The sequence below is a fragment of the Sinorhizobium mexicanum genome, from assembly GCF_013488225.1.
GTDB classification, from domain to species: domain Bacteria; phylum Pseudomonadota; class Alphaproteobacteria; order Rhizobiales; family Rhizobiaceae; genus Sinorhizobium; species Sinorhizobium mexicanum.
In genome coordinates this window covers 1,863,486-1,882,667 of the sequence record NZ_CP041241.1, presented here as the reverse complement: position 1 = coordinate 1,882,667, position 19,182 = coordinate 1,863,486, and the positions used below count along the sequence as shown (strand labels likewise).

The 19,182-nt window shown below is 63.0% G+C and carries 21 protein-coding genes; 14 read left to right on the top strand and 7 right to left on the bottom strand.

What is annotated here, in order from left to right; genetic code table 11:
* Positions 1 to 30 precede the first annotated feature (30 nt).
* From FKV68_RS32700 to FKV68_RS32690, 3 genes are all read right to left on the bottom strand, one after another.
* Entirely contained in the window at positions 31 to 723 is a 693-nt protein-coding gene (locus FKV68_RS32700; protein WP_180943036.1) for an NnrU family protein, read from the bottom strand.
* Positions 716 to 1,150 (bottom strand): hemerythrin domain-containing protein, encoded by a 435-nt coding sequence (locus FKV68_RS32695; RefSeq protein ID WP_180943035.1) that lies wholly within the window; start codon positions 1,148 to 1,150, stop codon positions 716 to 718. Before FKV68_RS32695 ends, FKV68_RS32700 begins: the two co-directional genes overlap by 8 nt.
* A 146-nt stretch (positions 1,151 to 1,296) precedes the next feature.
* Positions 1,297 to 1,452, bottom strand: coding sequence for a hypothetical protein (locus tag FKV68_RS32690; protein ID WP_136506350.1), 156 nt, complete (start codon positions 1,450 to 1,452; stop codon positions 1,297 to 1,299).
* Positions 1,453 to 1,691: 239 nt separating this feature from the next.
* Here FKV68_RS32690 and FKV68_RS32685 point away from each other — a divergent pair, with 239 nt between their 5' ends.
* The 6 genes from FKV68_RS32685 to FKV68_RS32660 all read left to right on the top strand — a co-directional run bounded on the left by FKV68_RS32685 (position 1,692) and on the right by FKV68_RS32660 (position 7,325).
* Positions 1,692 to 2,249, top strand: coding sequence for a cytochrome c oxidase subunit 3 (locus tag FKV68_RS32685; RefSeq protein ID WP_180943034.1), 558 nt, complete (start codon positions 1,692 to 1,694; stop codon positions 2,247 to 2,249).
* A gap of 4 nt (positions 2,250 to 2,253) precedes the next feature.
* The gene (locus FKV68_RS32680) at positions 2,254 to 2,532 is read left to right on the top strand and encodes a cytochrome C oxidase subunit IV family protein (RefSeq protein WP_180943033.1); all 279 of its coding nucleotides are present in this window, start codon (positions 2,254 to 2,256) and stop codon (positions 2,530 to 2,532) included.
* Positions 2,533 to 2,701: 169 nt separating this feature from the next.
* Entirely contained in the window at positions 2,702 to 3,154 is a 453-nt protein-coding gene (locus tag FKV68_RS32675) for a c-type cytochrome (RefSeq protein WP_180943032.1), read from the top strand.
* A 24-nt stretch (positions 3,155 to 3,178) separates the two neighbouring features.
* The gene (locus tag FKV68_RS32670) at positions 3,179 to 4,525 is read left to right on the top strand and encodes a nitric-oxide reductase large subunit (protein WP_180943031.1); all 1,347 of its coding nucleotides are present in this window, start codon (positions 3,179 to 3,181) and stop codon (positions 4,523 to 4,525) included.
* Between the two features lie 75 nt (positions 4,526 to 4,600).
* Complete coding sequence (locus FKV68_RS32665; protein WP_180943030.1) at positions 4,601 to 5,413, top strand: CbbQ/NirQ/NorQ/GpvN family protein; 813 nt, start codon at positions 4,601 to 4,603, stop codon at positions 5,411 to 5,413.
* Positions 5,414 to 5,423: 10 nt separating this feature from the next.
* Positions 5,424 to 7,325 carry a nitric oxide reductase activation protein NorD gene (locus FKV68_RS32660; RefSeq protein WP_180943029.1) on the top strand — a complete coding sequence of 634 codons (1,902 nt, stop codon included), beginning with the start codon at positions 5,424 to 5,426 and terminating at the stop codon, positions 7,323 to 7,325.
* Between the two features lie 123 nt (positions 7,326 to 7,448).
* On the opposite strand, the gene FKV68_RS32655 is transcribed toward FKV68_RS32660, so the two are convergent.
* Positions 7,449 to 7,907 carry a cupin domain-containing protein gene (locus FKV68_RS32655; RefSeq protein ID WP_180943028.1) on the bottom strand — a complete coding sequence of 153 codons (459 nt, stop codon included), beginning with the start codon at positions 7,905 to 7,907 and terminating at the stop codon, positions 7,449 to 7,451.
* 244 nt (positions 7,908 to 8,151) lie between these two features.
* Entirely contained in the window at positions 8,152 to 9,504 is a 1,353-nt protein-coding gene (hemN, locus tag FKV68_RS32650; RefSeq protein WP_180944001.1) for an oxygen-independent coproporphyrinogen III oxidase, read from the bottom strand.
* 313 nt (positions 9,505 to 9,817) lie between these two features.
* On the opposite strand from hemN, the gene FKV68_RS32645 reads away from it, so the two are divergent.
* The 4 genes from FKV68_RS32645 to FKV68_RS32630 all read left to right on the top strand — a co-directional run bounded on the left by FKV68_RS32645 (position 9,818) and on the right by FKV68_RS32630 (position 12,466).
* The gene (locus tag FKV68_RS32645) at positions 9,818 to 10,099 is read left to right on the top strand and encodes a DUF2249 domain-containing protein (protein ID WP_180943027.1); all 282 of its coding nucleotides are present in this window, start codon (positions 9,818 to 9,820) and stop codon (positions 10,097 to 10,099) included.
* A gap of 174 nt (positions 10,100 to 10,273) precedes the next feature.
* On the top strand, positions 10,274 to 11,638 hold the full coding sequence (locus FKV68_RS32640; RefSeq protein WP_180943026.1) for a hypothetical protein: 1,365 nt from the start codon (positions 10,274 to 10,276) through the stop codon (positions 11,636 to 11,638).
* Positions 11,635 to 12,165, top strand: a complete 531-nt coding sequence (locus tag FKV68_RS32635) for a DUF2249 domain-containing protein (protein WP_180943025.1) — start codon at positions 11,635 to 11,637, stop codon at positions 12,163 to 12,165. Before FKV68_RS32640 ends, FKV68_RS32635 begins: the two co-directional genes overlap by 4 nt.
* Positions 12,152 to 12,466, top strand: coding sequence for a metal-sulfur cluster assembly factor (locus tag FKV68_RS32630; RefSeq protein WP_180943024.1), 315 nt, complete (start codon positions 12,152 to 12,154; stop codon positions 12,464 to 12,466). Before FKV68_RS32635 ends, FKV68_RS32630 begins: the two co-directional genes overlap by 14 nt.
* A 101-nt stretch (positions 12,467 to 12,567) precedes the next feature.
* On the opposite strand, the gene FKV68_RS32625 is transcribed toward FKV68_RS32630, so the two are convergent.
* Entirely contained in the window at positions 12,568 to 14,049 is a 1,482-nt protein-coding gene (locus tag FKV68_RS32625) for a M10 family metallopeptidase (protein WP_180943023.1), read from the bottom strand.
* Positions 14,050 to 14,263: 214 nt separating this feature from the next.
* On the opposite strand from FKV68_RS32625, the gene FKV68_RS32620 reads away from it, so the two are divergent.
* Positions 14,264 to 14,521 (top strand): hypothetical protein, encoded by a 258-nt coding sequence (locus tag FKV68_RS32620; protein ID WP_180944004.1) that lies wholly within the window; start codon positions 14,264 to 14,266, stop codon positions 14,519 to 14,521.
* Positions 14,522 to 14,575: 54 nt separating this feature from the next.
* Here the strand turns inward: FKV68_RS32620 and FKV68_RS32615 are convergent, their stop codons facing one another.
* Positions 14,576 to 15,799 (bottom strand): NnrS family protein, encoded by a 1,224-nt coding sequence (locus tag FKV68_RS32615; RefSeq protein ID WP_180943022.1) that lies wholly within the window; start codon positions 15,797 to 15,799, stop codon positions 14,576 to 14,578.
* Between the two features lie 362 nt (positions 15,800 to 16,161).
* Here FKV68_RS32615 and nirK point away from each other — a divergent pair, with 362 nt between their 5' ends.
* From nirK to FKV68_RS32600, 3 genes are all read left to right on the top strand, one after another.
* Entirely contained in the window at positions 16,162 to 17,301 is a 1,140-nt protein-coding gene (gene nirK / locus FKV68_RS32610) for a copper-containing nitrite reductase (protein WP_180943021.1), read from the top strand.
* 84 nt (positions 17,302 to 17,385) lie between these two features.
* Entirely contained in the window at positions 17,386 to 18,300 is a 915-nt protein-coding gene (locus FKV68_RS32605; RefSeq protein WP_180943020.1) for an SUMF1/EgtB/PvdO family nonheme iron enzyme, read from the top strand.
* A gap of 130 nt (positions 18,301 to 18,430) precedes the next feature.
* Positions 18,431 to 19,132: a Crp/Fnr family transcriptional regulator gene (locus FKV68_RS32600; protein ID WP_342454802.1), complete on the top strand. Its 702-nt coding sequence runs from the start codon at positions 18,431 to 18,433 to the stop codon at positions 19,130 to 19,132.
* Positions 19,133 to 19,182: the final 50 nt, after the last annotated feature.

The window sequence follows — 19,182 nt, the reverse complement described above, 5'->3', positions numbered from 1 at the left end:
GCCGGCCGGGCGAACGTCCGGGTGGCAGGTTCAATAAATCGGAAAGGCTTGCAGCAGCGGATCGGCGCCGAAGAGGGCGTAGTGGCCGCCCGCAAGCAGCCAGAGCGTGATTGCGGCCGTGGCGAAGGCCGACAGCACCAGGACCGGATCGAGACGGAAGCGGGCGCGGCCACTGAGGATCGCGGCGAAGGGCCAGATCGACGTGCCGGCGGCAGCGCTTGGCCACTTGTCGCCCAGGCGACGGCGTGCGCGCCGCTCAACCATCAGGAAACCGCTCGCGGCAAAGAGCGCGAAACCGCCAAAGAGCACGAGCGAGCGAACATCGCCGTTCGGCACGACGTGTCCCGCTGCCCAGAGGAGGAACCCCCAGAGCACCGGGTGGCGCGTGATGCCGACGATCGCCCCCATCCGTCCGATACCCTGAAAGATCGAGACGGAAAGCGGGTTCTCGCTGAAGAGGCCCGCAAGAACGAGGAAAATACCAAGCGGTGCGAGTACGAACGTCACCCAGGCCTGCCATGGTGCCGGGTCCCAGAGCGGTATGAAATCAAGTGTCAGCGCCGCGTGGAAGACCCAGACGAGCGCTAGGGTCGACAGCAGCGAGTAGCCGGCGAAATAACTTTTTCGGCCCAGCCGCTGAATGAGTCGCTCGCGAAGCTTCGGCATGGCGGGCACCATGTGCAGCGCGAGAAAGACAGCGAAGGCCAGCAAAAATTCACGCATGACAGGCACCCCGGCGGCTCTCGACAAGCAGCAGGCGCTCGGTCGCGACATGGCGGCGAAGGCTCTCGAAGAGGGCACGCAGCATATAGCCGATCGCGTCCCAGCTTAGCCGGCAGCGACCGTGAAGCAGCTCGCGCAGGACCTCGGCGACATCCGCCGCGGCTTTCTCATCATGTGCGTGCTCCGCGCGAAGACGCTCGATCAGCGTCGTGACGTTGCGACCGTCCGGTTGCAAGCGAAGTTGCCGAAAGAGGACTTGTTCCTCCAGTTCGTGCAGGCTGCCAAGCGTCGGTACCAGCGTGTTCGCGATCTCATCGTAGCGCGTCACATCGATTGCGTTCGGCAAGGCGTCGGCGATTGCCTCCAGCCGATCACATAATTCCAACAGCGCGTCATAGCCGGTTTCCAGCATGCGGCTTCGTTGCATTGTCTCTCTTCCAGCCATCAGCCGGGCTCCAGTCGATTTATCCTGGTGCAATCGTCTAGCCGTCGAGCCGGCTCGCTTCTTTGACATATCGCAAGTCCGATCGACGCGACGCTACTCCGGACGGAAAACCGCGGCACCCTGGATTTCTAGCGGTCGAGAAACAGCACCACGGCAATCGCGATCGAGAACAGGACGGCCGAGACCGTGCCGGTGCGCTGCAGCACGCCCATGCGGTGCAGGACGAGGGCGAAAACGATGATGATGGGGGTAGCGACCGAAAGGCCGATCTGTGCGTCTGTCATCGAAGAACTCCTGGATCACGATGATTTTGGGTCGAATCGGCACAAAATCATAAACGTGATCGATTCCAATAAGTTGAGACGCGGGACGCGGGCGGAAAACCGCGCCACTTGCCCTCATCCCGCTCTTAGTTGCCCTCGCCGATATCCGGTTTTTGGTCATGCTTCCTTGCGAAATGTCAAAGACATCGCTTTGCCGGCCCGCCTAAGTGCCGATCGTTTCCGATCAAGGGAGAGGCGGCATGGATGCACGGGTAACATCTGATATCGAAGCGGGAGAGGAAGCGCCCGCAGATGAGCTTCTGCTCTGGATTCTGGTCTGGAGCGAACTCGCGGCCTTCGGCATTCTGCTCGTGGCCTTCCTCGTCACCGGTTTCCTGCAGGCCGACGCTTTTGCTGCCGGGCGAAACGAACTCAACCCCTTGCTCGCGGGCATCAACACGCTGGTGCTTTTGACGAGCGGGTGGCAGGCTGCGCTCGCCGCGCGCAAATTCGCTCTACCCGGCGGGCGCCGGCGTGCCCTCGTCCTGGCTGCCCTGCTCGGCTTCGTCTTCGTCGCGATCAAGCTCACGGAATATAGCGGTGAACTGGCAAGCGGCGACCTTGCCCGGTTCGGGGCCTTCTTCGAGCTCTATTTCCTGATCACCGGCTTCCACCTGCTGCATGTGGTGTTCGGCGGCCTGATCCTGCTTCTCGTAGTCTGGCGCCCGACGCCCGGCAACGTAACCCTGATAACAACCCTCTGGCACGTCATCGATCTCATCTGGATCGTGATGTTTCCGATCATCTATCTGGTATGACGTCATGACGGACCGCAATCGAAACCAACTCGCTCGAACCTGGATCGTGCTCGTTGCCATCGTGCTTTCGGGCATGTTGGCCGTCGCCTTTCAAGGCCGTGCCCCTGTCGTCGTTTCCGCCGTTCTCGTCCTGGCACTCATCAAGTCCAGACTGATCATCCTGGATTTCATGGGCCTGCGCTCCGGTCCGGCCGCGATGCGGCGCGGGCTTCTCGTCTGGCCGCTGATCCTTGCGCTGGTGGCAGCGGCGAAGCTGTTTGCCACCAGCATGCCATCCGTTTGAAACCGCTCTCCTTGTTTGCCGAAACGCAAAGAACGCGCGCGGGAAATCCATAGACATGGATCGTGCCCCGGACATTCGTCGGCTCCGCCACAGGCGGCGCCAAACGGGGAGGGGATCAGATCAAGCCGGCCACGCTTTCGCGGCCATCTGAAATCGAAAGGACCACGTGATGGCAGAACGCCTCACCAAGACCGGGGCCCGAAACGTCTTCTACGGCGGGTCCTTCTTCTTCTTTGCAATATTCGTCGGGCTGACCGCCCATAGCCACTACTACATGAAAACGAGCTCGACGGACGAGACGACGCTGACGGACTCCGTCGCGCGCGGCAAGCACGTCTGGGAAAAGAACTCCTGTATCAACTGCCACACGCTTCTCGGCGAAGGCGCCTATTTCGCGCCAGAACTCGGCAATGTCTGGAAGCGCTGGGGCGGCGACAAGGATCCGGACGGCGCGCGCGAGACGCTGAAGGCCTGGATGGCGGCGCAACCCTCCGGCGTCGAAGGGCGCAGGCAGATGCCGCAGTTCAACCTCACCGAACAGGAGCTCAACGATCTCGCCGACTTCCTGGAGTGGACGAGCCGCATCAAGACCCAGAACTGGCCACCGAACGAAGCCGGCTAAGCGTTGCGATTGGAGTAAAGAACCATGAAATACCAGACCCAGAAGGTCGCGATGCTCTATTTTTATGGCGCACTCGGCCTGTTTCTCGCCCAGGTGCTGTTCGGTGTTCTCGCCGGCACCATCTACGTCCTGCCCAACACGCTCTCCGAGCTCCTGCCGTTCAACATCGTGCGCATGGTGCACACCAATGCGCTGATCGTCTGGCTGCTGATGGGCTTCATGGGCGCCACCTATTATCTCCTGCCAGAGGAAGCGGAAACGGAGCTTTACAGCACCAAGATTGCCGTCGCCCAGTTCTGGCTGTTCCTGATCGCGGCGGCCGTCGCGGTGGTGGGGTACCTTTTCCATATTCACGAGGGCCGCGAGTTTCTCGAGCAGCCCTTCGCGATCAAGGTCGGCATTGTCGTGGTGGCGCTGATGTTCCTCTACAACATCACGCTTACCGTTCTCAAAGGCCGCAAGACGACGGTTACCAACATCCTGATCTTCGGCCTGTGGGGCGTTGCGATCTTCTTCCTGTTCGCCTTCTACAACCCGATGAACCTGGCGCTCGACAAGATGTACTGGTGGTATGTCGTCCACCTGTGGGTTGAAGGCGTCTGGGAACTGATCATGGCATCGGTGCTCGCCTTCCTGATGATCAAGCTCAACGGCATCGACCGTGAGGTCGTCGAGAAGTGGCTCTACGTCATCGTCGGCCTGGCGCTCTTCTCGGGCATCCTCGGCACCGGTCACCACTACTACTGGATCGGCGCCCCCGGCTACTGGCAGTGGATCGGCTCGCTTTTCTCGACGCTCGAAGTCGCACCGTTCTTCACCATGGTGATCTTCACCTTCGTGATGACTTGGAAGGCCGGGCGCAAGCACCCGAACCGCGCTGCCCTTCTCTGGTCGATCGGCTGCTCGGTGATGGCCTTCTTCGGCGCCGGCGTTTGGGGCTTCCTGCACACGCTGTCTTCGGTGAACTACTACACCCACGGCACGCAGGTGACTGCGGCCCACGGCCACCTCGCCTTCTTCGGCGCCTATGTGATGCTGAACCTGGCGGTGATGGCCTATGCGATCCCGGAAATCCGCGGCCGCCAGCCCTACAACCAGTGGCTCTCGATCGTCAGCTTCTGGGCGATGTGCACCGCCATGTCGGTGATGACCTTCGCGCTCACCTTCGCAGGCATCCTTCAGGTTCACCTGCAGCGTGTGCTTGGCGAAAGCTACATGGACGTGCAGGACCAGCTGGCGCTGTTCTACTGGATCCGCCTCGGCTCCGGTGCGGTCGTCCTCGTCTCGGCACTGATGTTCATCTGGGCCGTGCTGGTTCCCGGCCGGGAACGCAGCGAACGGCTCAGCGCTTCGATCCAGCCCGCCGAATGACCTACATGACTGGCCCCGACAACACGTCGGGGTCGGTCTTTCCGCTTGCTTCGACTGTTTGTCACGGAGACCAAAATGAATTTCGTCCTGCCGAACGCCACCCTCCCAACCGCCGACATTCCGCACTACAGTCCGCTCGGCAATGAATGCGCGCTGTTTGAAACTGCCTGGGTCCGGCAATTGCCGCTCTTGCTGAAAGGCCCGACCGGCTGCGGCAAGACGCGCTTTGTCAGCCATATGGCGGCAAGACTCGGCCTGCCGCTTTCGACCGTTTCCTGCCATGACGATCTTGCCGCCGCGGATCTCACCGGCCGCTATCTGCTGAAGGGTGGCGACACCATCTGGGTCGACGGACCGCTGACGCGCGCAGTGCGCGAGGGCGGCATCTGCTATCTCGACGAGATCGTCGAGGCGCGCAAGGACGTCGCCGTCGTCCTGCATCCGCTCACCGACGATCGCCGCATGTTGCCCTTGGAGCGCACCGGCGAGATGCTCGAGGCGCCGTCCGGTTTCATGCTGGTCGTTTCCTACAATCCCGGCTACCAGAATCTCCTCAAGAGCCTGAAGCCGAGCACCCGGCAGCGTTTCGTCGCGATCGAGTTCGATTTCCTGCCGAAGGCTCAGGAAATCGCCGTCGTCTCGGCGGAAAGCGGCCTCGCGGAAGCGCAGGTGGCCCGGCTCGTCGATCTCGCCGCGCGTCTGAGAGTGCTCAAGGGCCACGATCTCGAAGAGGGCGTTTCGACCCGACTGCTCGTCTACTGCGCTTCGCTGATCGATGCCGGCATGCCGGCCAAGCAGGCAGTTCGAGCCGCCATGATAGAACCCCTGACCGACGAGCCGGACGTCAGGGCAGCGCTGCTGGAAGTGGCCGATTCCCTGATAGCCTGAGGTCCTGGCGATGCTCGATTTCCTCGAACTGGAAGAAACGGTCGGCCGTGCCTGGCACCGCTTCATCGGCAACACGCGCACGTGGCGGCGCCACCCGGAGCACGCGGTGCAGCTCGCCGATCTCCTGCCGGTGCTCGCGATCTCGTTCCGCGGACACGGCGGCGAGAGCGCAGTGCAGATCGCCCCGGCGCGTGGGCGTACCTCGGGCCACAGGTTGAAATGGCGCCAGAGGGTGGGGCTCGGGGAAGAGAAGCTGGTGCAGCCCGGGCGCGATCACGCATCGCTGATGCTGCCGGCGGAGATCGATCTTTTCCCGGACAGGGACCTCAACCGCGACCTCTATTTCTGGCTTGTCGCCTACATGGCGACGATGTCGCTGGAACCGCTGGCGGAGGCCGATCTGCTCCGCTGCGATCTTGCCGCACTCGCCCGTGCGGAAGTAACGGTCGCTGCCGTGTTGGGCACGTTTCCGGGCATGCGCGCGCGTTACCGCCGGCTGGCGGCTGCCGTCCTTGCGGAGCGGACCCGAGGCACGCTGCCATCCATAGAACAGCATGTCGAAAACCGCATTCTCGGCATGTTGCGGAAGGCCGCGGGGGAGCCGGACAAGACCTTGCCCGTCATCTTCCCGCATCGCACACCGCCCGGCTACCTGCCGATGCTGCCTCTGCCGCTCTGGCCGGATGCGCTGGTGCGCGCCGAAACCGAGACGCGGCGCGAAGACGATGAGCCGGCGCAGGGCAGGGCAGCGTCGCCCGCCGTCGAGACCGAACGCCATGTCGCGGCCCGAGAGAACGCCGAGAATCGCAAGGGCGACCGCAGCCCCTTCATTCTCAACCGCTTCGAGAAGATCCTCGCGATGTCGGAGATGGTCAATGTCGACCGGCCTGCCGACGACCGCGACGACCACGACGCGAAGGCGGCGGAAGAGCTGGACGAGATGACGCTCGGCGAACGGAAGGGGCGCCCGAGCGCACGCTTCCGGTTCGATCTGGACCTGCCGCCCGAGGCGGTCGACGTCACACCCTTGACGGCCGAACACACTTATCCGGAGTGGAACTACCGCACCGGTACCTATCTCAAGGACCATTGCCGCGTGTTGGCTTCCCCCGCTTCCGCGCTCGCCGACCGCGCCGAACTGACATCCGAGACGCAAAGCCTCATTCGTCGCGTGCGGCGCCAGTTCGAGGTGCTCAGACCGCGTCATGAGATCCTGCGCGCGCAGATGGACGGCGCCGACCTCGATCTCGATGCCGTAGTTCGCGCACGCACCGATCTTGCGGCAGGCGGCCAGGGAAGCGATCGCATTCACCTGATGAGCCGGCCGCAGGCGCATGACCTTGCCGTCACCATCCTTGTCGACGTGTCGCTGTCGACCGATTCCTGGTCGGACAATCACCGCGTTCTCGATGTCGAGAAGGAGGCGTTGACGATCCTGGCGCATGGCCTGGCCGCCTGCGGCGACAACCATTCGATCCTGACCTTCACGTCGCGCCGGCGCGACTGGGTGCGGGTGGAAACCGTCAAAGCTTTCGATGAGCCGATGAGCGGTCTCGTCGAGGCGCGGATCGCCGCGCTCAAGCCCGGCTATTACACCCGCATCGGCGCCGCGATCCGGCATGCCTCGGCCGAACTCCACAAGCAGCCAAATCGCAAGAAACTGCTTCTGGTGCTAACCGACGGCAAGCCGAACGACGTCGACCACTACGAGGGGCGCTTCGCGCTGGAAGACAGCCGGCGTGCCGTGTCGGAGGCGCGTCGAAGCGGGATCAGCACATTTGCCGTCACGGTCGACCGCGAGGCGCGATCCTATGTGCCGACGATGTTCGGCCAGAACGGCTATGCCATGGTCGGCAACATTGCCCGGCTACCGGCCGCACTCCCCGCCATCTATCGCGGGCTCGCCGGATAGGGGCGACGGAGGAGCCACGGAATGGCCCGGTCCGCACCGCAGCCCAGCCCAGCCCTAACTGAGATGTGGTTTCGTGGTTGAATGTCTGTGCAACAGCCACAGGCCTTCGCCATGGACCGCACCTCAGTCCGGCGGCGGACCCATTATCTCGAGTCCAAATTGGTCCGCCGCGACGGTCGCGATCTCGTCCAGGTTCTCGTCTCCCAAACCGAGCTGGGCAACCACCTCGAAAAAGCGTTCAAAGCCTGCGGGTAGAATGACGGTCAGGAGGCGTCCGGGGGCGGTGCCAATATTCTTGAAGGAGTGGACCTGATGGCGGGGTAACAGTGCGATACCGCCAGGACCGATGTCGAACACGTCATCACCACGCCAGATTCGAAATGTGCCCTCGATCACATAGGAGACTTCATCCTCCCGGCTATGGCGGTGCAGCGGTGCAGCCACGCCTGGTGGTACGATTTCCTCGATCACGGACGCGTCGAGCCCGCCGGCTGGATCGCGACGAATGATAACTGTCTCGGCGAACACCTCGAGTGCGCAGTCCGCTTGCCCTCGGGGTGCATTGCTCCCCGGTTCTGCCATCCCGCTCCTCCATGACTGGCCGTGAGGTCTCGCCTGTCAGGCCGCGGCGCGGATGAAGACCCACATTTTATTGAGACCCTGGGGTGAGGCAAACGCATTTTTCCACTACTTCAGATTTCTTGAGCAAGACAAACACCCTCAGCCTTTGCGCCGCAGCGGTTCGTCAGGAAATCAACGTAAGATCCACATTTGGTGAAGGGCCGGGGTTCGCACCGGCCTCTTCTTTTGCTGCCGCGAACCTTCCTCACGCAGCCTTGCTGTGCGTCCTTTGCGACTGCTCGAGATAGGCGTCGAAGGCGGCGGCGACGGCACGAACGACGAAACGGTGATCCTGCCGCACCTGAATGACGCCGCCGGCAACGTCAACCACGCCGTCGTCGGCAAGTGCCGCGAGCTTGGCGTTCTGGTCGATAAGCGGACGCGCGTCGAAATCGTGGGCCGCGGCGATCGCGGCGACGTCGGCGCTGAAGTCGCACATCAGCCGTTCGATGACCTCGGCCCGCATGTGGTCTTCGCCGGTCAGGCGGTATCCTTTCGCCGTCGCCAGGCGGCCGGACGCGATGTGGCGGGCGTAGAGGCCGGGCGCCACTTCGTTCTGCGCATAACCTTCCTGCGAGCGGCCGATGGCGGACGCGCCGAAACCGATGAGCGTCTCGCAGTTGTCGGTCGTGTAACCCTGAAAATTGCGCCGCAGCTTTCCGGTATCCTGGGCTTTTACGAGGTCGTCGTGCGGCAGGGCGAAGTGATCGAGGCCGATCTGCCGGTAGCCGGCGGCGACGAGAGTCTCGCTGATGGCCATCGCCTGGGCACTGCGGGCGGCACCGTCCGGCAGGGCGTTCTCATCGATCATGCGCTGGTGCTTCTTGAAGGAGGGGATGTGCGCATAACCGAAGACGGCAAAACGCTCCGGCCGCATCGCCAAGGCGGCCTGCGCGGTCGCGACGCACGACTCGACGGTCTGATGCGGCAAGCCGTAGATCAGGTCGAAATTGATGCTCTCGACGCCGGACCGGCGCAGATGATGCACGGCGTCGGCCGTCTGTGCCTCGCTCTGGATGCGGTTGATGGCTTTCTGGACGACCGGATCGAAACTCTGCACGCCGAGGCTGGCGCGGGTGACGCCGCCGGCGCCGAGCGCCTCCGCCATCTCGACCGTCAGCCGGCGCGGATCGATCTCGACCGCGATGCCGGTTGAGCCGGCAAAGGAGAATTGCTCGCGCAACAGGTTCATCAGGGCAAGGAATTCTTCCGGCTCGATGATCGTCGGCGTGCCTCCGCCGAAGTGCACCTCGCCGATCGGAAGAGGTTGCTGCGTGCGGTCCGCCACCATCCGGATCTCGTCCTTCAAGACGGCGAGATAGTCGAGGATCGGATCGTCCTGCCGGGTGATCGTGGTGTGACACCCGCAATACCAGCACATCGAACGGCAGAAGGGGATGTGCAGATAGAGCGATACGTCTTGCTCGCGTGGTATCGCCGCCAACCATTCGGAATAGGTCTCGTGATCGATCGTGTCCGCGAAACGCGGGGCGGTCGGATAGCTTGTGTAGCGCGGCAGGCGCATTTCGCCGTATTTCTGCAGGATTGAGGCGTGCATGGCGGTTCCTATGGTCATGTAAGAATTCATGACCCGACTCTAGGATGCGATCCCGGCCCGTTCTTTGCGAAAAGCCAAGTACTGCATGTTTCCTTCGTCGCCGATTTAAGGAAAAACGGTGCAGCGATCCGAAGTGCACAGCGTCCTTTGCCCCCGCGCGACGCTGCAGTAGGCGTGTTGCTCAATCCGGAATTTGTTTGCGCTTCGACAAAATGCAGCGTTGCCGGCCCGACTAGTTTTCTCAAATCCGGGGCGATCACGCCGCCTTGCCCCTGAGAAGCGAACAATGTCGGCGGCGGCGAACGGATCCCTCATGACAACTGCAGAAACGGAATCAAAGCCCTTCATCGACGTCCGGACCATTCCGCCGGTGGAGCGTCACCCGAAAATTTTCGGCATGCTGAATGCTCTCGCCGCGGGTGGTTCCCTCATCCTCGTCAATGACCACGACCCGCGACCGCTGCACTACCAGCTCGAAGCGAGACATCCCGGCGAATTCTTTTGGGAGTATCTGGAACAGGGGCCCGACGTATGGCGCGTCGAAATCGGGCGTCACGAGGCTTCCGGCTGCGACTGCTGCTGCGGCGGGCATTGAGCGGCGGCCGCATTCCACTCCTGCCTATCAGAACCGGTCACGTGACCTCGCCACTGCATGTTTCTTAAGTCGTAGCCGATTTAGGGATAGAAACATGCAGCAGCGTCCTTTGCGCGTCTGATATGACGCGCGGCGCTATGGGTTCGCGTGATCCGGTCAACCAGGTGAATCGAGATGTTCGGGGCCACGCTTTCTCGCTGGACCATGTCCTATTTCGCTGCCGCGCTCGCCTTTCTTGTGATCGGCGAGACGATGATGGTCCTCGGCTACGGCTATCCCGCCGCCGCGATGGAGGCGCCCGAAACCCTGGCGCTGGTTCACACGATCGCGCTCGGCTGGTTGAGCCTGCTGATGGCGGGCGCGCTGCTGCAATTCGTGCCGGTCCTTGTCGGACGGCCGCTTTGCTGCACCCATCTCGCCCTTCCTGCGCTCGTGCTTCTCGTAGCCGGCATCGCCGGCCTGGTCCTCGGTTTCGTGGGTCTTTCCGGCAGTATCGATCTGCCGCCGATCGTGCTGCCGGTGGCGGCGGTTCTGACGATAGCCGGCTTTGCCTTGATCGGGTTCGCCTTCGCGGCGACGTTATGGCGCGCGCGGCCGCTGCCGCTCACCGCGCGGTTCGTCGTCATCGGCCTCGGCGCGCTGGTCGTAACGGTGCTGCTCGGCGGAACCTATGCCTTCGTCCTCGGCGGCGTGGCGGGAGCCGATGCTGCGATCGCTCTCACATTGGAAGGGGTCTCGCTCCATGCCGTACTCGGCCTCGGCGGCTGGCTGACCTTTACAACGATGGGCGTCAGCTATCGTCTCCTGACCATGTTCATGCTTTCGCCGGATGGGGAGCGCCGCAGCAGCAGGATCGTCTGGCTGTCCGGCAGCGGTGCGCTTGGCCTGGTAGCCGGTGGCATTCCGCTTATTCTGGCGGGCTCGGTCGGCCGTTTCGCTTTGTTGCTCCTTGCGGCCTTTCTTGGCGTGCTTGCGGTCGTGGTCTATGCCAGTGACATCTTCCGGATCTACAGGGAGCGGAGGAGGCGGGAAATCGAGCTCAACATCCGCGCGAGCATCGGCGCCTTTGGCGCGCTTGCTGCCGCCATGGTTCTTTTCGTTGGACTGCTCGTGACCGGCCGCATCGAACAGGGTATCGGCTCGCTCGTTTATCTCGTCGCTTTCGGTTGGCTGACGGGCATGGGCCTTGCGCAACTCTACAAGATCATCCCTTTCATGACTTGGCTCGAATGCTATGGTCCGGCACTCGGCCGCACCGCGACGCCGCGCGTGCAGGATCTGGTCGTCGAAATGCGGGCGCTCCGTTGGTTCCGCGCGTTTTATGCATCGGTGCTGATCGCGACTCTCGGTCTCTCTGTCGGCGCGGAACCGCTTTTCCGGCTTGCCAGCCTTTGTCAATTGGTCGCAATCTTGGTGCTTGTCCTTGAGTTTACCCGGGCACGGCGGCTCTCGAACGTGCCAGCCAGCCTCCGCTTGCCGACAGGTGCTCAACGTCCGCACCTCTTCCTGCCATCCTTCCAGTTATGGAGACAACCATGACCATAGAACCCCATGAACTTGACGTTCGGCCGATATTGCGCGGCGGCGGCGATCCCTTTCCGGTGATCATGAACGCCGTCGACAACCTCGTCCCCGGGCAGGCCTTGAGACTCATCGCCTCGTTCCGGCCGGTGCCGCTTTTCAGCGTCATGGCCGGGCGCGGGTTTTCCCACCAGGAGGAGGCCCTCGGAAACGGCGACTGGGCCGTGCTGTTCAGACCGCAAGAGCAGGTCGACGACATTCGTGTGTCGGGCGGGGACATGAACCTGGACGGATGGCCGGATCCGACACGCCAGCTCGACCTGACCGATCTCGATCCACCGGAGCCGATGGTGCGCGTCCTCGCCGCGCTCGAGAAGATGGAAGTCGGCGAAGTGCTCTTTGCCCTGCTCGCGCGGGAGCCGCTGTTTCTCTATCCCGAACTCGCGAAGCGCGGTCATCGCTGGGCCGGAAACTTCGATGCGACCGGCGAGATCTATCGCATCCTCATTCGCGTCGGAAAGCCGGATCATCATGTCGGCGCCTGATATGGAGGAACTGGTCGAGCGCATCCGCGAGGCGCTGCGGATCGTCATCGATCCGGAACTGGGATCGAACGTGGTCGACCTCGGCCTGATCTATGGCATCGAGGTGCTGGAGGGCGGCGTCGTGCGCGTCACCATGACGACGACGGTAAAGGGCTGCCCGGCGACGGCCTTTCTCAAGGAGGCGGTGCAGACCTGCGTCTGGTATGTCCCCGGCGTCGAATATGCAGAGGTGCGGTTGACCTACGAGCCGCCATGGACGCCGGACAGGATGGCTACGGCTGTAGTGCCATACGGGCGATGAGAGGCAGCGTGGGCTACAGCGCCGCGCGTCGTGCCAGACGGGCAAAGGACGCTGTAGCACTTTGAATTACGGTCGGCGCTTCATCGAGCGAGGTTAGCCGCTCAGAGAATGAAGTAACCCTTCTGCAGGGCAACGGCATCGTCGAGGTGGATGGCGAAATCCGCCTTCCTGTCGCCGTTGACGTCGCCGTAGATATAGGTGTCGGAGGCCGCGCGGTCGTAGCGCAGCTCGCCCTTGCCGCCGGAGAAAGCGGCTGTTCCGACGAAGACAAATGCCTGGTTCCCCGTCGCCGCAGTATTGGCATCGATCGCCGAGAGGTCGAGCCTGTCCGATTGCGAGGCGACGAAGTCGTAGATCGTGTCGCGGCCAGTGGTGGCGACGGTCGTTTCCGCGAGTGACTTGAAGAGAAACCGATCGGCTCCGGTCCCGCCGGTCAGCCTGTCCGCGCCGGCGCCGCCATAAAGGCTGTCATTGCCGACGCCGCCGTCGAGCAAGTCGTTGCCACGGTCGCCGCTCAGTGCGTCGTTGCCGGCATTGCCGCGCAACGTGTTGGCAGCCTGGTTGCCGATGATCGAATCGTTGGCCGATCCGCCCAGAACGTTTTCGATCAGCGAGCGCGTGTCGCCGTGATAAAGCAGGGCATTGAAGATGTTGCCGCGTGCGAAGCCGTCGTTCGGGCCGCCGCCGAGATAAGCGAGCTGGTCGGCACTGAAGGTTGAAGCCTGGCCGGGGCGCAAATCGACCTTGAGCCCGGTCTTGTAGGCCGAGAGGTCGTAGGTATCGGTGCCGCCGCCATCCCAGACTGTCGCGAAAATCCGGTTGGCGCCCGGGGCGATGGCGGTCGCGCCGTTCACCAGCGTGGCGCCGCTACCCGGTGTCCACTTGTAGACGGTGTTACCGCTGTTGGTGGTGAAGTCGGCGCCGTACATCTCCTGCAACGCGGCGATGTCGGCCATCATGAAGCTTTGCGGCCCTCCGTAGCGCTCATACCAGTAGGCATTGCCGGAGCCGACGAAGCCGCTGTAGGTCATGATCGAATATTCGATCGAATTGTACTGCGCGGGCAGCGCCCCGAAGTCGTCGGCCTCGTGCCCGTGCGACAGGCCGAGTGCGTGGCCAAGCTCATGCAGCAGCGTATGCCAGGCGTAGTTTCCAGCGACCGGCGTGCGATAGTCGTTGACGGTGCCCGCATAGGCGGTGCCGAACCAGACGTCACCGGCTTCGGCATTGCTACCCGGATAATAGGCGTAGGCCGTGCTCGGCACCTTCGACTGCGCGAAACGGACTGTCGCGTTGTTGGCGCTGCCGAGGGCGAGGCTGGCGTTGGTGAAGCCCTCGACCGAGAAGCCGTCATTGGCGGCGGAACCGAAGGATTGTTCCATCGCGAAAAGTGCGGCGTTTTTCTGGGCGGCCGATACGGCGGCAAAGCCGCTGTTCTTTTCCCCGCTGTAGCTGTAGCTGCTGGTAGCTGTGGGAAAGGCATAGGTAATCGTGCCGTTCCACGCCACGTTCGAGAGCACCCCGTCAATCAGGCTGTTCCCGCTTGGCTTCACAATTTTGATGGATTTGGCCGTTCCGCTCATGCAAATTCCCACTCTTGACGTAATGGCGTCTACCGCATGTTTGCTTGAATCGTCGCCGACTTAAGCAAACATGCAGCACTTGAAGGTGCTACAGCGTCCTTTGCGCGTCTGATAAGTCGCGCGGCGCTGTAAAGCCTGGAAGCTCGCGTCCGGGACAATAGCCGCCGCGAGATACGATTCTTATAAGCCGATGGTTAAAATTGGAGACATTTTTGTGGCCCTCCGCGGATTACTGAAACAGGTCGGCTTGGCGATTCTGGCGATCGGCCTGTCGACCTCGGTGCAAGGTGCGACGAAAGCAGGCGGAGTAGAGATGCAGAAGCCTCCGGATCCCGAGGCAGCCGTCAGGTCCGAGTTCGAGCGGGTGAAGGCGAAGAACACGGTCGAGGCCTATGAACGCTTCATTCGCCGCCACCCGGACCACCCCCTGGCCGAGGAGGCGCGGAAGGCGCTGCTGCGCCTCAAACAGTAAGAGCCTAGCCGAGGTTCCTTCGGCCGGGCTCCCGATGTCGGCTTGGTGCGGATCTCAGGCTGCGCCGCGCGGCGAGCGGCGGTTGAGCACCAGCATCGGCCCGTATTCCAGGCAGAACAGCATGAATGCGCCTATCCACAAGGCGCCCGATATGGCGGCCAGGACGTGGTAATAGGACGGCACGACTTCCGCGAAAGGCCGCAGCAGCGCCGCTCCGATGATCGCCGCGTAGGATGCGTTGGTGATCGGCGACGACGTCAACGGCCGGCCGGTGTGTCCGCGGCTTGCGCGCGTCATCACCGCCAGCATCATGCACGCGATGACGCCCACAGTCAGGATGTGCATCACCGGGTATTCCCCGAGTGCGCCGAGCGCGCCCGCGGCAATCCCGGCGAATCCGAGCGGCACGAAGGCGTAGGCGACGTGCAGCACCACGAGCAGCTTCTCGGGGTAGGTCGTCCAGCCGCGCCAGCGAAACAGGCGGGCAATATGCAGCAAGGATGCGACCGTCGCGATTGCGGCGGTCAGGAGATGCTCCGGCGCCAGCACCCAGGAGGCGAGCGCCGCGATGCCCGCCAGGATGGCGACCATGTCGAAGCGATTATAGGGCGTCGGAAAATCAGTACGGTCGAGCTTGTTGAGCCAATTGCGCGTGAAGCTCGGCAGAATTCGTCCCCCGACGATCATGATCAGCATGACATATGCCCCGATCGCCAGCCTTGCCGCCGTATCGACGTTGGCTTCGGTTAGCACGGCGAGGTGGAAATGGACGTTGGCGCACGACAGCAACACCAATCCGCCGACGACCTTCAGGTCCTTCCATTTCCGTCCCGCGATCACCTCGCGCGCGCAGATCGCCAGTAGCGTCGGAAGAAACAGTGCTTCGATCACAGCCGCCAGTGTCAGCCCGAGCAGATCGGTTGCGAGCAGCGCCAGCCGGCCCGCGAGCCAGAGGCCGAAGAGCCCGGCGAGCGGCAGACCCGACACGGGAAGCCTGCCGGTCCAGTTCGGAACCGCCGTCAGGAGGAAGCCGGCGAGCACGGCGGACGAGAAGCCGAACAACATTTCATGGGCATGCCAGTGCGCGGCACCATAACTCCCCGCGATATCGATGCCCGAGGTCAGTGCGGCGATCCACGCGGCCATCGCGCCGATGGCCCAGAGGCCTGCCCCGAGAAAGAACGGCCTGAAGCCATAGGAGAAAAGGACGGGCCCGGTAGTGGCAAGCCCGCGCGGTATGCCCCCACGGGGCGGCGATTTGCTGCGCATATGAAACATTGTCCGATCCTGTCTGCGGGGATCCCGAACGATATCGAGATGGCACCGAGTACCATGGGGGGAGGTCCATTCTTTGCGAAAACGCAAGTATTGGCGCGCTTTGCCAAATCGCAAGTATTGGTGGGGGTGCGACAAAGTGCGCAGGGGAATTTCCCAAAATATGGACGGCGCCAAGAAACGTTTGTTCCAAGACAAAGATGTCGGTGGCATCTGGTTCTACTTGGAATACGAACGCTGAAAAAAGAGCGGTCAAAGCAACGGTGAGCCGGCCGTGGGGGCAATGGCAACCGTAACACGTTGAATATTGGCGTGATCTTAGGACAACAATTCCGGTGTCGCGATCACGCCCAAGGAGAGCGATGATGAGTGAACAACTTCAGATGACTCGCAGGACGGTTCTTGCCGGCGCGGCTTTCGCAGGCGCCTTGACGCCACTCCTGCAGACGGCGACGGCGCAGGCGGCGCCCGCGGCCGCGGCGGCCACTCCGCCGGTCGACATCTCGACCTTGCCGCGCGTGAAGGTGAAGGTGGAGCTCGTCAAGCCGCCTTTCGTCCATGCCCATGATCAGGTGGCCAAGACCGGTCCCCGTATCGTTGAATTCACGATGACCATTCAGGAAAAGAAACTCGTGATCGACGGCGACGGAACGGAAATCAACGCCATGACCTTCAATGGCTCGGTGCCGGGCCCGCTGATGGTCGTGCACGAAGGCGACTATGTCGAACTCACGCTGATCAACCCGGACACCAACACGCTGTTGCACAATATCGACTTTCACGCGGCAACCGGTGCGCTCGGCGGCGGTGGCCTGACGAAAGTCAATCCCGGCGAAGAGGCAGTTCTGCGCTTCAAGGCAACCAAGCCGGGCGTGTTCGTCTACCATTGCGCGCCGGAAGGCATGGTGCCCTGGCACGTCACCTCGGGTATGAACGGCGCGATCATGGTGCTGCCGCGCGAGGGTCTCAAGGACGAAAAGGGCCAGGCCCTCACCTATGACCGCATCTACTATGTCGGCGAGCAGGATTTCTACGTGCCGCGCGACGAGGCCGGCAACTACAAGAAGTACGAAACCCCCGGCGAAGCCTACGAGGACACGGTCAAGGCCATGCGCACGCTGACCCCGACGCACGTCGTCTTCAACGGTGCCGTGGGGGCGCTTACCGGCGAGAACGCGCTGACCGCGGCCGTCGGCGAACGGGTGCTGATCATCCATTCGCAGGCGAACCGCGACACGCGGCCGCACCTGATCGGCGGGCATGGTGACTACGTCTGGGCGACCGGCAAGTTCCGCAACCCGCCCGATCTGGACCAGGAGACTTGGCTTATCCCCGGTGGCACGGCCGGTGCTGCGTTCTACACGTTCCGCCAACCCGGCATCTATGCCTACGTCAACCATAACCTGATCGAAGCGTTCGAGCTCGGCGCGGCGGGTCACTTCAAGGTGACCGGCGAATGGAACGACGACCTGATGACGGCTGTGGTCAAGCCGGCGTCGATGTAAGCTGATACTTACGAAGCGCCGCTGCGGGGCCGCATCAAATCTCCCCGCGTCGGCAGCGACAATGTCCCATCCGGAAACCAAGCCATGAGCAAGAAGAACCGGAAAACTTCGCCCTCGATTCTCTCGCTGACTGTGCCGGCGGCTCTGCTCGTCGCACTCGGCGTCACACTGTCGGCGAAACTCGGCCTGTTCGATCCGGTGGGGCCGGTCTCCGGCCTTGTGATCCAAGGGCCGGAGACCGTTATCATCGAGCCGAGGCAAATGCGCTATCGCGCGGAGGGGCACTTCCTGAAACGGGGTCTGGCCGTCGACGCGCCGCTGGTCGATGCCGCGCTCGCGGCGCCGTTCGCGATCACCAAGTACCAGGTCAGTCGCGGTGAATATCGCCGTTGCGTCGAGGATGGCGCCTGCCAGGCGCCGGAGGCCGGGGGTGGCGGTGAGGACGTGCCGGTCACGGGCGTCAACCACAGCGACGCAGAGAGCTACGCCAGGTGGCTTACGGCGCAGACCGGAGAGGTCTGGCGGCTTCCGACCGACGAGCAATGGGCCTTTGCCGCCGGCAGCAAATTTCCGGACGATGCACTGGGGATCGATGCCGAAAGCGACAATCCGGCCCTCCGCTGGCTCGCCGACTACGAGCGTGAGTCAAGCCGCCAGAAGTCGCCCGATCCGCACCCGCAGCCGCGCGGCACGTTCGGCGAGAACGAGTACGGCGTGGCCGATGTCGGCGGCAATGTCTGGGAATGGACCAGAACCTGCCATCGCCGGGTGACGATCGGTGATCGCGGCGAGGTGCTGAAGGAACAGCCGGCCTGCGGCATCTATGTCGTCGATGGCAAGCACCGCGCCTCGATGAGCTTCTTCGTGCGCGAGCCGAAGAGCGGCGGCTGCGCCGTTGGCGTCCCGCCGGACAATCTCGGCTTCCGCCTCGTGCGTGACGATCGCTGGTACGCTCGTATGCTCTATGCCTATGAACGGCGTCGCGCGGGTGCGGTGTGACAGCGTGCATGCCGACCGCGCCGGCATTGAGGCCTGCGCGGACGACACGGGCGCGGGACGGTCCTTTCTTGCTCCGGTGCTGTATGATATAGCAGCCGCCATATCCGAACGGCAGAAGACAAGGAACGACGTGGCCGCGCTCGACCGAACACTCGTAAAATCACTCCCATTGTTTCAGAAGATGAGCGACCAGGAGCTCGACCAGCTGCTGGCGCACGCGACCGTCCGGCGCGTTCCGCAGAACGAGGCGGTGTTCGAGCAGGGCGCCACGGCGGAATTCTTCTACCTGCTGCTGCATGGACGCCTGAAGGTCACCCAGGTGACGCGGGACGGCCAGCAGATCATCGTTCGCGTCGTCAATCCCGGTGACCTCTTCGGCTTTGCCCGCGCACTTCAGCGCAACGACTATCCCGGAACTGCGACGTCGGCGACCGAAAGCCTGGTGCTTGCGTGGCCGACGGAGCTCTGGAACGTCTTCGTCGAGATGAACCCGCATCTCGCCGTCAATGCCATGCATACGATCGGCCAGCGGCTGGACGAGGCACATACCCGAATCCGCGAAATGTCGACCGAGGAGGTCGAACGGCGGGTTGCGCACGCGGTGCTGCGGCTTGCCGAACAGGCCGGCCGCCGCGAACAGAGCGGGGTGCGCATCGATTTCCCGATCTCGCGGCAGGATATCGCCGAGATGACCGGCACGACACTGCACACCGTCTCGCGAATCTTGAGCGCCTGGGAGGGACGCGGTCTCGTCCAGGGCGGCAGGCAGAAGCTCGTCCTTTGCGACATCCCCGGGCTGAAGCGCCTCGCCGAACAGGCGGAAGAACGATAGCTTCACGAAATCGGCGCCGGGTTACGTTCGACCCGGCTTTGCCCAAATCA

What these genes read in the sequence shown, in the direction of transcription:
- FKV68_RS32675 (WP_180943032.1), top strand. Translation starts at nt 2,702, where the DNA reads ATGGCAGAACGCCTCACCAAGACCGGGGCCCGAAACGTCTTCTACGGC.
- FKV68_RS32660 (WP_180943029.1), top strand. Translation starts at nt 5,424, where the DNA reads ATGCTCGATTTCCTCGAACTGGAAGAAACGGTCGGCCGTGCCTGGCAC.
- FKV68_RS32635 (WP_180943025.1), top strand. Translation starts at nt 11,635, where the DNA reads ATGACCATAGAACCCCATGAACTTGACGTTCGGCCGATATTGCGCGGC.
- FKV68_RS32655 (WP_180943028.1), bottom strand. Translation starts at nt 7,907, where the DNA reads ATGGCAGAACCGGGGAGCAATGCACCCCGAGGGCAAGCGGACTGCGCA.
- FKV68_RS32605 (WP_180943020.1), top strand. Translation starts at nt 17,386, where the DNA reads ATGAGCAAGAAGAACCGGAAAACTTCGCCCTCGATTCTCTCGCTGACT.
- FKV68_RS32680 (WP_180943033.1), top strand. Translation starts at nt 2,254, where the DNA reads ATGACGGACCGCAATCGAAACCAACTCGCTCGAACCTGGATCGTGCTC.
- hemN (WP_180944001.1), bottom strand. Translation starts at nt 9,504, where the DNA reads ATGCACGCCTCAATCCTGCAGAAATACGGCGAAATGCGCCTGCCGCGC.
- FKV68_RS32615 (WP_180943022.1), bottom strand. Translation starts at nt 15,799, where the DNA reads ATGTTTCATATGCGCAGCAAATCGCCGCCCCGTGGGGGCATACCGCGC.
- FKV68_RS32690 (WP_136506350.1), bottom strand. Translation starts at nt 1,452, where the DNA reads ATGACAGACGCACAGATCGGCCTTTCGGTCGCTACCCCCATCATCATC.
- FKV68_RS32695 (WP_180943035.1), bottom strand. Translation starts at nt 1,150, where the DNA reads ATGCAACGAAGCCGCATGCTGGAAACCGGCTATGACGCGCTGTTGGAA.
- FKV68_RS32630 (WP_180943024.1), top strand. Translation starts at nt 12,152, where the DNA reads ATGTCGGCGCCTGATATGGAGGAACTGGTCGAGCGCATCCGCGAGGCG.
- FKV68_RS32625 (WP_180943023.1), bottom strand. Translation starts at nt 14,049, where the DNA reads ATGAGCGGAACGGCCAAATCCATCAAAATTGTGAAGCCAAGCGGGAAC.
- FKV68_RS32685 (WP_180943034.1), top strand. Translation starts at nt 1,692, where the DNA reads ATGGATGCACGGGTAACATCTGATATCGAAGCGGGAGAGGAAGCGCCC.
- FKV68_RS32640 (WP_180943026.1), top strand. Translation starts at nt 10,274, where the DNA reads ATGTTCGGGGCCACGCTTTCTCGCTGGACCATGTCCTATTTCGCTGCC.
- FKV68_RS32700 (WP_180943036.1), bottom strand. Translation starts at nt 723, where the DNA reads ATGCGTGAATTTTTGCTGGCCTTCGCTGTCTTTCTCGCGCTGCACATG.
- FKV68_RS32670 (WP_180943031.1), top strand. Translation starts at nt 3,179, where the DNA reads ATGAAATACCAGACCCAGAAGGTCGCGATGCTCTATTTTTATGGCGCA.
- nirK (WP_180943021.1), top strand. Translation starts at nt 16,162, where the DNA reads ATGAGTGAACAACTTCAGATGACTCGCAGGACGGTTCTTGCCGGCGCG.
- FKV68_RS32645 (WP_180943027.1), top strand. Translation starts at nt 9,818, where the DNA reads ATGACAACTGCAGAAACGGAATCAAAGCCCTTCATCGACGTCCGGACC.
- FKV68_RS32665 (WP_180943030.1), top strand. Translation starts at nt 4,601, where the DNA reads ATGAATTTCGTCCTGCCGAACGCCACCCTCCCAACCGCCGACATTCCG.